The sequence below is a fragment of the Alcaligenes sp. EGD-AK7 genome (genome assembly GCF_000465875.3).
Classification (GTDB): domain Bacteria; phylum Pseudomonadota; class Gammaproteobacteria; order Burkholderiales; family Burkholderiaceae_B; genus Alcaligenes; species Alcaligenes phenolicus.
The window spans coordinates 86,164-102,038 of sequence record NZ_AVOG02000023.1 but is presented as its reverse complement, the minus strand read 5'-3'; the positions used below and the strand labels follow the sequence as shown (position 1 = coordinate 102,038).

Annotated in this window: 10 protein-coding genes; 8 read left to right on the top strand and 2 right to left on the bottom strand. The window is 57.9% G+C overall.

All coding sequences use genetic code 11. The annotated features are described in order from the left end of the window. Window positions 1-27: 27 nt before the first annotated feature. On the bottom strand, window positions 28-261 hold the full coding sequence (locus tag N879_RS11360; protein ID WP_009463356.1) for a TIGR03758 family integrating conjugative element protein: 234 nt from the start codon (window positions 259-261) through the stop codon (window positions 28-30). After that, window positions 258-608 carry an integrative conjugative element protein, RAQPRD family gene (locus N879_RS11355; protein ID WP_021446996.1) on the bottom strand — a complete coding sequence of 117 codons (351 nt, stop codon included), beginning with the start codon at window positions 606-608 and terminating at the stop codon, window positions 258-260. Before N879_RS11355 ends, N879_RS11360 begins: the two co-directional genes overlap by 4 nt. 219 nt (window positions 609-827) lie before the next feature. Here N879_RS11355 and mads1 point away from each other — a divergent pair, with 219 nt between their 5' ends. The 8 genes from mads1 to N879_RS11315 are packed head-to-tail and all read left to right on the top strand — an operon-like array spanning window position 828 to window position 15,833. Then, window positions 828-1,028 carry a methylation-associated defense system helix-turn-helix domain-containing protein MAD1 gene (mads1, locus tag N879_RS11350; protein ID WP_009463360.1) on the top strand — a complete coding sequence of 67 codons (201 nt, stop codon included), beginning with the start codon at window positions 828-830 and terminating at the stop codon, window positions 1,026-1,028. Window positions 1,029-1,081: 53 nt separating this feature from the next. Next, window positions 1,082-3,964, top strand: coding sequence for an SNF2-related protein (locus N879_RS11345; RefSeq protein WP_031232738.1), 2,883 nt, complete (start codon window positions 1,082-1,084; stop codon window positions 3,962-3,964). Continuing rightward, complete coding sequence (locus tag N879_RS11340; protein WP_021446995.1) at window positions 3,961-7,047, top strand: TrlF family AAA-like ATPase; 3,087 nt, start codon at window positions 3,961-3,963, stop codon at window positions 7,045-7,047. The genes N879_RS11345 and N879_RS11340 overlap by 4 nt, the downstream gene beginning before the upstream one ends. Window position 7,048: 1 nt before the next feature. Further along, window positions 7,049-8,845 carry an AIPR family protein gene (locus tag N879_RS11335; RefSeq protein ID WP_009463795.1) on the top strand — a complete coding sequence of 599 codons (1,797 nt, stop codon included), beginning with the start codon at window positions 7,049-7,051 and terminating at the stop codon, window positions 8,843-8,845. An 8-nt stretch (window positions 8,846-8,853) separates the two neighbouring features. Beyond that, on the top strand, window positions 8,854-9,603 hold the full coding sequence (locus N879_RS11330) for a hypothetical protein (protein ID WP_009463796.1): 750 nt from the start codon (window positions 8,854-8,856) through the stop codon (window positions 9,601-9,603). Between the two features lies 1 nt (window position 9,604). Further along, a complete protein-coding gene (locus N879_RS11325; RefSeq protein WP_031232736.1) occupies window positions 9,605-11,299 on the top strand; it encodes a site-specific DNA-methyltransferase in 1,695 nt (564 codons plus the stop codon). Next, window positions 11,299-14,034 (top strand): DEAD/DEAH box helicase, encoded by a 2,736-nt coding sequence (locus N879_RS11320; RefSeq protein WP_031232735.1) that lies wholly within the window; start codon window positions 11,299-11,301, stop codon window positions 14,032-14,034. The genes N879_RS11325 and N879_RS11320 overlap by 1 nt, the downstream gene beginning before the upstream one ends. 35 nt (window positions 14,035-14,069) lie before the next feature. After that, complete coding sequence (locus tag N879_RS11315; protein WP_031232734.1) at window positions 14,070-15,833, top strand: ATP-binding protein; 1,764 nt, start codon at window positions 14,070-14,072, stop codon at window positions 15,831-15,833. Window positions 15,834-15,875 lie beyond the last annotated feature (42 nt).

Below are 15,875 nucleotides of genomic sequence, written 5' to 3'. Positions count from 1 at the left end.
TCATGGCGGTCGGGCCTTTCGTGGTGGTCAGGACAAGAGGAAATAGGTCAGCACCAGGTACATCGCAACGAAGCGCACGACGACACCCAGGAACTGACGCTGGGACAGGCGCTGCTCGGCCCACCCGGTGTAGGCGGTACGCATGGCCCAAACGCCCCACAGGAGCAGGACGGCGAACACGAGGCCGAGCACCACCGTGGCCACGGCGGCGGGGGCGAAGCCGCCATTGGCCTGGAAGGCGCTGACCTGGGCGGCGTTCATTGGGGTGCCTCCTGGTCGGAGGGCGGGCTGGACTGGCGGTAGTCACCAGACAGCTCGACCGGATCGCGCGGCTGGGCGCGCGGCGGCGTCAGGTAGTCCTGGATGCCCGCCCGGACGCGCTGAAGATCCTCGCGCAGGCGGGCATGGTCGAAGTGGTAGCGGGCGCGCTGCTGCTGAGCGGTAAGGACGGCGTGCTCGGCCTGGCGGTCAATCAGATCGATCTGGCGAACCAAAGCCGCAAGCTGCTCGCGTTCGATGGCATCGTCTGACGCGGTGGCGGGTTGCCCGGCCGCAAGCAACATGGCCAGCAGCGACCATGCGAGCGTGTAACGGTTGGGTTGCGCCATCGAGCCATTCCCGTGAATGCGGATGGCCAGATGCTGTTCCGTCGCCGGCTTCGGTGCCGCCGTGAATGCGAAATGCGGTTCGACCGGATTCCATCCGATAGCTGCTCATTCGGGGCTGGATGCAGCCGCCGATGATTGGTCATCGGCCGGGGTTCGTTGGTAGAATTGAGCAAACTTGGCAAGCGAAGGCTATGAAAGATCAACCGAGACGGTTTTCAGATGACTGACGCCGAAAGCGAAATCCTGACGCTTGAAGAAGTCGCGGCATACCTAAAAGCCGGTAAGCGGACGGTCTATCGCCTGGCTCAAAGGGGAGAGATCCCGGCGTTCAAGTTGGGAGGGACGTGGCGTTTCCGGCGATCCGAGCTGGATCGCTGGATTGCTAGCAGCATTAGCAAGATGAAACCGGAAACGGACTGAGTCTGGAAAGGCTAGCAGCCGACTACGCCTGAGACATAAGGGGGAGACCGCAGTTGACGACAACACAGCTCTTGACACCGCATCAACGTCAGTACGTTGCGTGGCTGCTCACGCGCCGTGCGGCGGGCGATTCCGTGGAATCGCTGGCCTCAACACTGGTCGACTCGCAGGTTGATCTCAATCCACATCAGGTGGATGCCGCCCTCTTCGCCTGCCGCAATCCCCTTTCGCGCGGTGTGCTCCTCGCTGACGAAGTGGGGCTCGGCAAGACCATTGAAGCAGGGTTGGTCATCTCTCAGCGCTGGGCCGAGCGACGCCGCAAGATTCTCATCATCGTCCCGGCCAACCTGCGCAAGCAGTGGCACCAGGAACTGCAAGACAAGTTCGGCCTGCAAGGATTGATTCTCGAAGCCAAAAGCTACAACGCAATCCGCAAGCAGGATCGACAGAACCCTTTCCTGTTCGCCTCCGGTCCGGTCATCTGCTCCTACCAGTTCGCCAAGTCCAAGGCTGACGATGTCAAGAGCATTGACTGGGACTTGGTCGTCCTAGACGAAGCGCATCGCCTGCGCAACGTCTACAAAACCAGCAACGTCATTGCCAAAACACTCAAGGAGGCGTTGTCGCACGTTCACTCCAAGGTGCTTCTGACCGCAACGCCGTTGCAGAACTCGTTGCTCGAACTCTATGGGTTGGTCAGCTTCATCGATGATCGCGTGTTCGGAGACCTTGACAGCTTTCGCTCCCAATTTACTGGCCGGGAACAGGCCTTCAACGCCTTGCGTGACCGACTGGCCCCCATCTGCAAGCGCACTCTGCGCAAACAGGTTCAGCCCTATGTGTCGTATACGGCGCGCAAGGCCATCATCCAGGAATTCACGCCGTCAAACGAAGAGCAGGAACTATCCAGACTCGTCGCTGATTACTTGCGTCGCCCCAACCTGAAGGCCATGCCTGAGGGTCAGCGCCAGCTGATTTCACTGGTGCTATGGAAGTTGCTCGCGTCCAGCTCGCACGCCATCGCAGGCGCTCTGGAGACGATGGCCAAACGGCTTCAGGGAGTGCTTGACGAAATTGCCGAGATTCCCGATCTGGCCGAAGAACTCGACGAGGACTACGAGTCGCTGGACGAAACCGCTGATGAGTGGAGCGAGCAGGAAGCCGCTTCTACGACGCCGAGCCGCTCAGAGCGGAATGCCATCGCGCAGGAAATCGAAGAACTTCGCCACTTCAAGGCGCTGGCAACCAGCATCCGCGACAACGCCAAAGGCAAGGCGCTGCTCACTGCGCTGGATCGCGCCTTTGCCGAGCTGGACCGGTTGGGCGCGGCCAGAAAGGCCATCATCTTCACCGAGTCCAAGCGCACACAGGAGTACCTCCTCAGCTTGCTGGCTGACACGCCCTACGGCGACGGCATCGTGCTCTTCAACGGCACGAACAGCGACCAGCGTGCGCAGGCGATCTACAAGGACTGGCTCAAACGCCACGAAGGCACTGACCACATCACCGGCTCCAAGACTGCAGACACTCGTGCGGCACTGGTTGAGCACTTCAAGGAGCGCGGCAAGGTCATGATTGCCACCGAAGCCGGCGCCGAAGGCATCAACCTTCAGTTCTGTTCGCTCGTCATCAATTACGACCTGCCGTGGAACCCTCAGCGCATTGAGCAGCGCATCGGGCGCTGCCACCGTTACGGACAGAAGCACGACGTGGTGGTGGTGAACTTCGTTGATCTCAGCAACGAGGCGGACAAACGCGTCTACGAATTGCTGGCGCAGAAGTTCCAACTTTTCGAGGGCGTGTTTGGCGCCAGCGACGAAGTGTTGGGCGCTATCGGTTCGGGTGTCGATTTCGAGCGACGCATCGCTGATATCTACCAAAACTGCCGAGAGCCCGAGGAGATTAAGTCCAGTTTCGAGCAACTCCGACTTGACCTTTCGGGAGAGATCAGCGACGCCATGGTCAAGACGCGTCAACTCCTCTTGGAGAATTTCGATGAGGAAGTGCAAGCCAAGCTCCGGGTCCGCGCGGAAGATAGCCACAGCGCCCGGAGCAGATTCGAGCGGATGCTGATGGAGCTAAGCTCCGCGGAACTGGGCGAATTTGCCAGCTTCGATGACCACGGTTTCCTCCTGCAGCGTGTGCCGGACGGCATTGATGCCAGTGCACGCGCTGGAATCGAGCTGGGACGTTATGAGTTGCCCCGTCGCTCCGGCGACTCACACCTGTACCGAATCCATCACCCGCTGGCCTCATGGGTCACCGAGAAGGCCAAGGCCCGTACGCTTGAAGCTGCGAAGCTCGTGTTCGACTACGACGCATACGGTACCAGGGTGAGCACCCTGGAGCCTTATCGCGGCAAAGCGGGATGGCTCACACTGAAGCTGATCGAAGTCGATGCGTTGGGCAACCAGGAGCAGCACCTGCTGGTAACGGCCATCACGTCGGATGGCATCACTCTGCTGGAAGACGATCCTAGGAAGTTACTGCGCCTGCCCGCCGTTGCCCAGCCGCCTAGCCTGCTCAGCAGCGCGGCCGACTCCGCACTGGCGTCCGACGTCGAAGCCCGCAAGGCCGAGCTGCTGCGCGAGATCAATCAGCGCAATCTCGGTTACTTCGAGCAAGAAGTACAGAAGCTGGATGCGTGGGCTGACGACCTGAAGTTGGGCCTTGAGCAGGAAATCAAAGAGATCGACCGGCAAATCAAGGAGGTGCGCAGCACTGCCGCCACCGCGCCGACGTTGGAAGAAAAGCTGTCCTGGCAGAAGAAGCAACGGGAGCTTGAGGGCAAGCGGAGCAAGCTCCGCCGCGATCTGTTCTCCCGGCAGGACGAAGTGGAAGCACAGCGCAACGGGCTCATCGGCCAGTTGGAATTGCAGCTTCAACAGCAAGTGGAGGAGCACATGCTGTTCACCATCGAGTGGGAACTGAAATGATGACAAAAAGAGAGATTTCTCGGGGTGCAATTTGGAGGCAGTGGGACCTGCATGTCCATACGCCCGCATCGTTTCATTGGTCGGGAGATAGGTTCGATGCCAATCTCTCTTCTGCAAAGAGCAAGAAGCTGGTCGATGAAATGATCGAGGCTATGAACAAGGCAGAACCTGCTGTGTTCGCGATCATGGATTACTGGACTTTTGACGGCTGGCTTGCACTACGAAAGCGCCTCAAGGACGAGGATGCCCCCGTCCTAAAAAAAACCGTCCTTCCAGGGATCGAACTTCGGCTTGCTGCTCCAATGAAGGGGCGACTGAATGCACACGTACTGTTCTCGAACGAGGTCGATGAACAGGTGCTCAGGGATTTCATATCTGCCTTGCGCATTGAGTTAGTGGACAGGCCACTTTCCGAGCCTGCGTTGAGAGAGCTTGCCAGGAAGGTCGGTGAGGACAAGTTGAAGCATCACGGCTTCAAAAAATCTGATGTCGATGCTTCCGACGAGAAGGCTCTGCTCGCAGGAGTGGTGATTGCGGAGATCAACGCTGACTCGTACAGGGAAGCGATTCGGAAGGTTCCGAATGAGCACGCGATCGGTCTCATGCCATTTGATACGAATGACGGACTGGCAGAGGTCGGATGGCAAGAGCACTACGCCTATGCCATGAACCTCTTTCAAACCTCTCCGATCTTCGAGACGCGAGACGCCGATCTGCGCGGCGCATTTGTTGGCGAGCAGACCGCCGGCAACGCCAAGTGGTTCAAAAACTTTCAAGCGGGTCTGAATAATATTCCGCGCTTGGCAGTCTCAGGAAGCGACGCCCACTGCTTCGTTGGAACACCTGGCGACAACAACAAGCGGGGCTATGGCGACTTCCCCTCTGGGAAAAGGACGTGGATTAAAGCTGACCCAACGTTCCATGGCCTCAAGCAAGCCATTCTTGAGCCGGCGAAGCGCTCCTTCATTGGTGACAGGCCGCCCAAGGTTCAAGAAGTCGAGTCCAACAAGACTTTTTACATCGAGTCTATCGAGATTAGCAAAACAGTGGACAAAGCTGGCGTCGGGCAGTGGCTGCACGGCTGTGACATCCCGCTGAATCCCGATCTTGTCGCCGTCATTGGGAACAAGGGAAGCGGCAAGAGCGCTTTGGCGGATGTCATCGCGACGCTCGGCAACTCCAAACAATCCAAGCACTTCAGCTTTTTGAAGAAGGATCGCTTTTGGGGCAAGACCGGCGAGCCCGCGCGGCACTTCACCGGAACGCTGACCTGGCGAGACGAAAGCACCGAGTCCAGGCCGTTGAATGAGTCGCCATCAGAGGAGAAGGCGGAGCTTGTTCGCTACATCCCGCAGGGCTACTTCGAAGAGCTTTGCAATGAGCACGTATCGGGCAAGTCGAACGCATTTGAGAAGGAGCTGAGGTCAGTGATCTTCTCCCATGCGAGTGAAGAAATGCGGCTTGGCGCACTCGACTTTGATCAGTTGACCGAACAACAGGAGCAATCGCTCAGGAATCGATTGGGTGAGTACCGTAAGGAGCTGGCATCGACCAACGCAGACATCGTTCGCATCGAGGAGCAGCTTCAACCCATTGAGTTGAAGAAACTCACCGATCTGCTCTTGCTGAAGGGAAAACAGATCGAGGAACACGACAAGCTGAAGCCTGCGGAGGTCGCGGCGCCGACCGAAGCAATGAGCCCCGCGCAAAAGCAAGCGGCTGAAGGCTTGGCTGCAGCAACTCAACAGGCCGAAGCCGCCAGAAAGCGCAGCCAAGAGATTGCTGGCGAGACCACGGAACTGGCCAAACGCCAAAAGGCCATAGGGAATATTCGCGAGCAGTTGAGGTTGCTTCAACGATCTTTCGATCAGGCCGAAAAGGCCGTCTCCGACGATGTCAAACTTCTCGGCTTCGCCTGGACCGATCTCGCTGCCATCGAAATCAAGACCGCCGTTCTGGACCAGAAATCGACCGATTTGGCAACGAAGCAAAGCGAGATAAAAAACGAGGCCGAAAAGCTGGCGGAAGCCCTCAATGCCGTCACCGCAACTCAGCAAGGTCTCACTGCAAAGTTGAACGCTCCGCAACAGCAGTATGAGGCCTATCAGCGCCAGCTTGCGGAATGGAACGCAAAGCGCGACGAACTCATCGGCTCAATCACCGAGCCTGAGACCAAGGTCGGATTGGAAACCAGGATCGAGCAGATCAAGGAACTTCCGCAGCAGCTCAAGGATTTGGAAGCGAGGCGTTTGCAGCTGTCCGGGGAAATCTTCGACACTCTTGATGCACAGCGGCGTGCGCGCGCGGAATTGTTCAAGCCGGTGCAGGACCTGATTCAGAAGAACGTCCTGATACGCGAGGACTACAGGCTGCAGTTTCAGGCAACGCTGGCGGCATCCGCTGATGCTATCGCCGACCAATTGTTTGCGCTGATCAAGCAAACCTCGGGTGACTTTCGCGGGCAGGACGAAGCCCTGGCGACCATCAGAAGACTGTTCGATGGCCATGACTTGAACACCAAGGACGGGGCTCTAGGCTTCATTGCTTCCTTGCAGGAAAAGGTGTTGGCCGCTGCGAAGGCATCCGGTTCAGATGCCGGAATATTCAGCTTGCTGAAGAAGGGGCAGTCTGCCACGGCAGTCTATGACCTCATCTTTGGCTTGAATTTCCTTGAGCCTCGGTACTCGCTGCTCTTCCAGGACACACAGATCGAGCAACTGTCTCCTGGCCAACGTGGCGCGCTTCTGCTGATCTTCTACTTGCTGGTGGACAAGGGAAAGACCCCCATCATTCTCGATCAGCCGGAAGAGAATCTTGACAACGAGACGGTGTTCCGTCTGCTCGTTCCCGTTCTCTCCGAAGCCAAAAAGCAGAGGCAGATCATCATGGTTACGCACAACCCCAACCTGGCGGTTGTTTGCGATGCAGAGCAGATCATCCATGCGAGGTTCGACCGAGCGTTGGACTCCACCATTAGCTATGAATCGGGAGCCATCGAGAACACAGGGTTGAACGAAGTCGTCGTGACCATACTGGAAGGTACGAAGCCCGCATTCGAGAACCGATACGGGAAGTACCATTGACATGGCGGCGCTCGAACCTCAGTACATGACCATCCTGAAGAAGGTTCTGGCGGAACGCTTCGTTCCGTTCCTTCCGCCCCTGCTGGGCGCGGCCAGGCCGGAGGATCAGGCAACCAAGCAGCTCTCGCGCGCCTTCAGTGCGTTCGCGCTACACAAGCTACTCAACATTACGCCGAAGGACGCCGCCGCGTCCGTGGTAGACGACTTCAATGACAAGGGGCTGGATGCAATCCACTACTACGCCCCCACGGAAACGCTCTACCTCCTGCAAGCCAAATTGAAGGAGTCCGAGCAGTTCAAACAGGACGAAGCGCAGTCATTTTGCGCCGGTATTCGGTTGCTGTTGAAGCAGGACTTCATGGGCTTCAACGGGAACGTCCAGAACCGCAAGGCCGAAATCGAAGGAGCGCTTGATGCGTGCAGCCGCATCAAACTGGTCGTGTCCTGCACGGGCGAAGGCGTGTCGCAGTCGGCCATGGATGCGCTGCAATTGCTGCTGGACGATGATGACCTTGACGAGGAGCGGCTCGACAAGCAGGTGGACTACTACGCTGCAGCCGACATCACTCGGGACCTACTGGCGGAGCAAGCCTACCCTCCGGTTCATACCGACATAGCGTTGCAGAAGCACGCAAAGGTCGAGAGCCCGCGCACAACCTACTACGGCATTGCGCGCTTGGCCGACCTGGTCGCGCTGCACAAAGACAAGGGCAAAGCGCTATACGAGAGAAACATCCGCTACTTTCTAGGCAGCAGCCGATCCGACGTCAACAAGGCCATCAAGGCGACTCTGCGCGACGATCCGGGCAGCTTCTTCTATCTCAACAACGGTGTGACGGCGGTCTGCGACGAGATTGATTTGAAGGGGAAGAACCCAAACAGTGGGTTCCGGAAGTTCAAGGTTCGCGGCCTGTCCATCATCAATGGTGCTCAGACGGTCGCGTCCGCTGCCGAGTTCGTGAATCAGCACCCGGGCAGCAACATCGACGATGCCAAGGTGATGCTCACCTTGATCAAGGCTCCGGCGGATGGACAGTTCGGCAAGCGCGTTACCAAGGCACGCAACCACCAGAACCCTGTGCAGATGGCGAACTTCGCCTCGCTGGACGAAAATCAGGAGCGGCTACGGCAGGAGATTGCGCATCTCGGCTTCGCCTACCACTACCGCCCGGAAGCGGCGGCGACCGGCCCCCAGGCCATCTCGCTCGACGAGGCGCTACGCGTGCTCGCCTCTCGGCAAGATGATCCCCGCTATGCCGTCTGGCTAAAGAGCGAACCGGCGCGACTGAGCAATCCGGAATCCACCGAGTACCAAGCACTGTTCCCGGTCACTCTGACCGGCGTGTCCCTGGTAAACGCCGTGCTCTGCCACCGAGCCATCCGCACGCTGGTGGTGGACTATGAACAGAAGGCGGCGGCACGCAGTCAGGAAAAGCTGATATACCGCCACGCCATTCACGTCATCACGGCGGTGATGATGAAGCGCCTGCGCCAACGCATGGGTGCGGCTGCAGCAATCGATGTAGCAACGATTCCGGGCTTGATCAGTCAGCCACTCGATCAACTGCGACAGCAGACCTTCGACCTCGGGCAGCAACGCTTGCTGGGCGAGGGCCCGCTGGCCTACTTCCGTAATCAGGGCAGCGTCGCCTCGTTTATGGTCGATCTGATGGAGACTCATTTCGCGCTGACTGCTGATCCTACGCTACCCGCGCTGCGCAATATCAATACCCCAGCAGACGGATATCCGCGAAAGCGCGTCATCGATTTTTTGTCGCAGCGCGCGCCACAGATTTAGGTCTCAAAATGAATATTACCTCCACCAAATGGCCATGCCCTGGAAAATCCCATCACTCTGTAATCGAGGCCTCATTTGATGTCAATGATATTCGAAATGCGGCGGCCATCGCCGAGGCGAAAGTTAATTTCATCAATGCTCACAATCCCGGCGGAATCCTTAGATCGCCGGACGTCATAAAGAATCGAATAATCGCCGGAAAGCTCGCCGACTCTGCGGTTCTAGCGATGATTGAGCAATGCATAGCCTACTGGGGATTATCGGATCTGTATGCTGTCCGCGAGTACGACAAGCATCGTTCCGACAACTTTGAGAACCCCGACCCGTATGATCTGGAGATCATCAATTTCAGAACCCAAGAGATAAAAACGATAGAGGTTAGATCTTCCTTTTGCTATAGGCTCGCACCCGTCTCGAAAATTGTAGAAAAACTGTCGGTTTATGGCTGGTATACCTCAGCGAATAAGCCTGCGGAGCCGCCAAGGGACTGGTACTTTCAAGTAATTTACTATCTTCGCCCAAGCGATATTGAAAACCAGTTCGGCATTAATGTCGGTGTATTCGAAGATCAACTGTATAATGGATCGGTTACCGCTTATGTGGTCGGCGGAGCACCTCGACCACTTCTGGAAACCGCGGGGATTAACAGAACAGATCAAGACGGCGCGTCATATCGGTCAATATATCCGGTGTGCCGGGCCTACGATTGCATAGAAATGCTTAATGCCGTCTTGGGTCGAAACGGATCAGGTGTTTAGCATGAACAAGAAACTCGAACTCACGTGGATAGGCAAAGAGCGGAAACCAAAGCTTGAGCCTCGAATTCTTATTGAGGATCAAAGCAAATCGCACCATGCAACGATGCGTTTTGCCAACACTGACATTTTCGATAATCGACTCATATTTGGCGACAATCTTCTGGCGCTCAAAGCCCTTGTGCAGGAGTTCTCCGGTCAAGTCAAGTGCGTATTTATTGACCCCCCGTACAATACGGGGAGCGCGTTCACGCACTACGACGACGGGTTGGAGCACTCTATCTGGCTGGGATTGATGCGAGATCGATTGGAGCTAATTAAACAACTGCTTTCGGACGACGGATCACTCTGGATAACCATCGACGACAATGAAGGGCACTACCTCAAAGTCTTATGCGACGAAATATTTGGCCGAAATAATTTCATCTCCACAGTTATTTGGCAGAAAAAGTATGCACCAAAATCTGATTCAAAATATTTTTCTGTCTCGCATGATTTTGTTTTAGTGATAGCCAAGGACTTGACCAAATTTAATCTTGGGCGCCTCGCAAAAACGGAGAAGCAAACTGGTAGGTATGTGAATCGTGACAACGATCCGCGAGGCCCTTGGAAGGCAAGTGACGTATTACGTAACGAGGCGCGAGACTACGCAATTTTCCCAGTAAAGTTGCCGTCTGGTCGGGAAGTCTATCCCCCTTCTGGCACAAGCTGGCGTTACACAAAGGAAAAGTTCGCCGAGTTGATTGCCGACAACCGAATTTGGTTTGGTGTGGACGGCAACGCGAGGCCCGCATACAAAAGATTCCTTTCAGAGGTAAGCGATACGATCCCCAGCACAACGATATGGACCTACGACGAAGTTGGACACAACGACGAGTCCAAGAAGGAAATGCGTGCGCTGTTTGGTGAGAATTTGTTTGACACACCGAAGCCAGAGCGACTGCTTGAGCGAGTCCTTTCGCTTGCGACTCGCCCCGGCGATCTCGTACTGGATTCCTTTGCAGGTTCAGGTACCACCGGTGCAGTCGCGCACAAGATGGGTCGTCGCTGGATCATGGTCGAGCTGGGTGAGCATTGCCACACGCACATCATCCCGCGCCTGAAAAAGGTTATCGACGGAGAAGACAAGGGCGGCATCTCCGAAAGCGTCGGCTGGAAAGGCGGCGGTGGTTTCCGCTATTACCGCCTCGCACCCAGCCTGATCATCAATGACCGCTGGGGCAACCCTGTCATCAACCCGGAGTTCAATGCCGCAATGCTGGCCGAGGCGCTGGCCAAGCTAGAAGGCTTCAACTATGCGCCATCGGAAACACACTGGTGGCAGCACGGCCATTCCAGCGAGCGCGACTTCATCTATGTCACCACGCAAAACCTGTCTGCGGAGCAGTTGCAGGTGTTGTCGGATGAGGTCGGCGCGGAGCAAAGCCTGCTGGTGTGCTGCGCCGCTTTCCACGGTGTCACGGCGGCCAGTGCGGCGGAGCGCTGGCCGAACCTGACGTTGAAGAAGATTCCGAAGATGGTGCTGGCCCGCTGCCACTGGGGCCGTGACGACTACAGCCTGAATGTGAGCAACCTGCCGATGGCGGAGGTTGAGAGGGCCGAGCCAGTAGCCCCGGGCAATATTGCCAAGAACACCAAGAGCAGAAAAGCAGCCCTAGCCAACGCGGGACAGGGCGGACTGTTTGGGGAGAACGAATGATGAACGCCCGCGTTCTGCACGCCGTTACTGGTCGTCTGTCCCTTCGTCCGCCCCAGGCGGAATCGCTCACCAAACTGGCTCGCATGCTTGATGCCGCGCCCGAACTCTTGGGCCACGAGCGCGATGTCTCGGCGATTCTTTCCACGCTGAAGGCTGAGTTCAGCACACTGGAGGACTTCGAGCGCGAGTTTCCGTCACTGTGCTTTGCGCTGGCAACAGGCGTGGGCAAGACGCGCCTGATGGGAGCCTTCATCGCCTATCTGCATCTGGCCCACGGCATCAACAACTTCTTCGTGCTCGCGCCCAACCTGACGATCTACAACAAGCTCATCACGGACTTCACGCGCAACACGCCGAAGTACGTTTTCAAGGGCATCGCCGAATTCGCGCAACAACCGCCGCTGATCATCACCGGTGACAACTACGACCAGACCGGCGCGGCGGTGGATGACCAGCCACAGGGCTTCGCACACGACGTGCGCATCAACATCTTCAACATCTCCAAAATCAACTCCGAGGTGCGCGGCGGCAAGGAGCCGCGCATCAAGCGGATGAAGGAAGTGCTGGGCGACAGCTACTTCAACCATCTCGCGACCCTGCCCGACCTCGTGCTACTGATGGACGAATCGCATCGCTACCGCGCCAGCGCGGGTGTGCGTGCCATCAATGAACTGAGGCCGCTGTTTGGCCTGGAGGTGACGGCGACGCCATTCGTCGAATCCAGCAAGGGGCCGGTGCAGTTCAAGAACGTGGTGATGGACTATCCGCTGGCGCGGGCGATGGAGGACGGCTTCGTCAAAGAGCCTGCCGTGGTCACCCAGCGCAACTTCGACGCCAAGGCGCACACGCCCGAGGAGATCGAGAAGACGAAACTGGAAGACGGTGTGCGCCTGCACGAGACGACCAAGGTCGAGCTGCTCACCTATGCCCGCGAGAACGGTGTCAAGCCGGTCAAGCCCTTCATGCTCGTCATCGCTCGTGATACCACGCACGCGGGGCAACTCTTGGCGCTTCTGGAGTCGGAAGCCTTCTATGAGGGCCGCTACCAGGGCAAGGTGATTCAGGTCGATTCCAGCCGTACCGGTGCGGAAGAAGAAGAGATGATCACCCGCCTGTTGGCCGTGGAGAGCGTGGACGAGCCGACCGAGATCGTGATTCACGTCAACATGCTCAAAGAAGGTTGGGACGTGACCAACCTCTACACCATCGTGCCACTGCGCGCCGCCAATGCCCGGACGTTGATCGAACAATCCATCGGACGTGGCCTGCGCCTGCCCTACGGCAAACGCACGGGCGTCGCGGCGGTGGATCGCTTGAACATCGTCGCGCACGACAAGTTCCAGGAGATCATTGACGAGGCCAACCGCGGCGACTCGCCGATTCGCCTGAAGCAGGTCATCCTCGACGCGCCGAGCTCCGACGACAAGAAGGTCAGCGTGCAGGTCGAGTCCGGGGCAGCGGCGCGTCTCGGTTTGACGGAAGCACCGGTAGTGATCACAGGGGCTTCAGCCACCGACAGTGGGGCGGAAGTCCCGGTGCCCAAACCGGTGTTCACCACGGAGGCGGAGAAGCAGGCCGCGCGCGTGGTCATGGACGTCATCGGCAAGTACGAGGTCAAGCGCGATCTGGTGCCCACCAGCAGCGCGCTGCTGAAACCCGAAGTGCAGAAGGAAATCCTCGCAGAGGTGGCGGAACGGTTGAAGCCCCTGCAAGGCGAATTGCTGGCGGGCGTGGATGCATCGGCCTCCGCTCTTGATTTGTCCGCCGTGGTGGCAAAGACCACCGAGATCGTGGTGCAGCAGACCATCGACATCCCGCGCATCGCGGTGGTGCCGACTGGCGAAGTCACAACGGGCTTCCACGCCTTCAAGCTGGATGTGAGCCAGCTCCATCTCCAGCCGGGTGAGCGCGAGATCGTCGGGCAGATGCTGCGCACCAACGAGCAGTTCACCCTTGCCGCCGAGGTCGGGCTCAAGGAGCAGCGCCCAGAGGACTACATCGTCCACGCGCTGGTGGACTTCGACGACATCGACTACTTCACCCACGCCGATCTGCTCTACGACCTCGCAGGCCAGATGGTGCAGCACCTGCGCGGCTATCTGTCCGAGGATGAAGCCATCAATGTCCTCGATCGTGACCGCCGCCTGATCGCGCGGGAAATCCACGCGCAGATGATGGCCCACTTCTGGGAAGAGGCGACGGAGTACGAGGTGCAGGTCAGTCGCGGCTTCACCGAACTCAAGCCGTGCAACTACACTGCCACGGCGGGCCAAACGGCTCACCACTTCCGGGAGACCGTGACTGAGACCAGTCGCATCAAGCAGATGCTATTCGGCGGCTTCGCGCGTTGCCTGTACCCGCTGCAGAAGTTCGACTCGGATACCGAACGGCGCTTCGCCATCATCCTGGAGCGCGACGCGACGAAGTGGTTCAAGCCTGCGAAGGGGCAGTTCCAGATCTACTACAAGCTTGGCACTGAGCAGCCGGAGTACATCCCCGACTTCGTGGCCGAGACGGACGCGACCATCCTCATGGTAGAGACGAAGGCGCGCGCCGACATCAACACCCAGGAGGTTCAGGCCAAGGCCACTGCCGCCATGCGCTGGTGCAAGCACGCGTCCGATCACGCGGCGAGCGTAGGCACCAAACCCTGGAAGTACCTGCTGGTGCCCCACGACGATATCAACGAGTCGAAACGGCTCGCGGATTACCTACGCTACGAGGTCAAGGCGTAGTCCAGCTACCGTCGCTCACCCACGGAGATTCCGATATGAGTCGTGCTCATCTGCGCTTCCAGGTAGATTCCCGCCTCGCCACATTGTTGAGTCAGGAATATCCCTCGTCCGAGCGAGCGTTGAAGGAACTCGTGGACAACGCATGGGATGCCGACGCAGAGCAGGTAACGATCCTCCTCCCGAAACCTCTGAGTGGAGACCCTCTTGTCATCCAGGATGACGGCACTGGCATGACCGAGGAAGAGCTGCGCCGCCACTATCTGTCGATCGCATCTGATCGGCGCTCCCGACGCGGGGAGCGTACGGCCGGAAAGAACCGTTTGGTCAAGGGGCGTAAGGGCATCGGCAAGTTCGCCGGGCTCATGGCCGCAGCGGTGATGACGCTTGAAACCCGGGCGCGTGGTCGGTTGTGCCGTATCACCTTGCGGCTGGACGATCTATCCCAGGTCGAAGACATTGAACAGTTGAATATTGGCCTGCAGAGCGATCCTTGTGGGCCGGAACTGCATGGCACGACCATTACGCTGAGCGATCTGCATCAGGGCCTGGCTTATCCGGATGCCAATCGGCTGCGCCAGATCCTTTTGCAGGACTACGGGCGACAGGATGACTTTGCCATCACGATCGACGGCAAGCGGCTCGACGTCGATGATGTATCCGGTAGCTACTCGGAGCAGGAAGAGGAACTTCCAAGTGCCGGCAAGGTAAAGCTGCGTTTCTCTATCAGCGACGGCAAGTCCGGGTTGCGTCAGCCAGGTATCACTTTGCGTGTGGATGGCAAGGCCGTTGGACGGCCTGGGTTCTTCGGCCTGGATCAACGAGATGACTTTCCATCCAAGCTGCTGCGAAAGCTCTACGGCGAGATCGAAGCAGATGGACTGCGCGACCACATCACGGCGGGCTGGGATGCGGCGGTCGAGAACAGCGAGCTTCTGAAAGAAGTTGAAGGCTACGTCCAGCCTATCTTGCGAGAAGCCTATGAGCAGCAGTACCGGCGCGAAATTCAGTTGGCGCAGGCTCGCCTGCAGAGAGCGATCCTCACGCGCTTGTCGGCTCTGCCAGAGCACAAACGTGCATTTGCCGATCGTGCGATCAAGAAGATTCTCGACAAGTATTACGGTGAGCCGGAGAGCAAAGTCGAACCGGTGGTAAACGTGCTGTTGGAAGCGATGGAGCGTTCCGACTACCGTATTCTTCTGGAGCATATCGCGGAGGCAACGCCGGGCGATGTCGCAGGGGTAGCTGAGCGCCTGGATGAATTTGGCTTGGCGGAGATGGCATTCCTCGTACAGCAAGCGACGGCTCGTCAGGTCTTCCTTGATCAACTGGACGGCCTTGCCCGTGATGCCGCCACGACGGAAGCCGTCTTGCACAAGGCACTGGAGCGAAACTTGTGGGTATTTGGCGCCGAATACTCGCTATTCAGCTCAAACAGTACGTTGCGGCGACAAGTGGAAGATGTCCTCGGCAAGACCTACACAGGCGACAAAGCCGACAAACGCCCCGACCTGCTTCTCAACGAGAACCTCGGTGGACAGTACCTGCTGATCGAGTTTAAGCGGCCGAGCCACGCGCTGAAGCACGAAGATTATGTGCAGGCGATTGGTTACCGGCACGAACTGGCGAAGTATCTGGGTTCCCCGATTCAGGTTCTGCTCGTCGGCGGCAGTCGCTCTTCGGATTTTCCGACGGACAATCGTGAGCCAAATGTCGAGGCTCGGATTTTTAGTCAGGTCATCTCCACCGCGCGGCGGCAGATTGAGTGGCTGCTACGTACAGCGGAGACATGTTCAAACTGATCCCCATGTCTCGATGAACTCGACGAAGCATATTCCATCGTA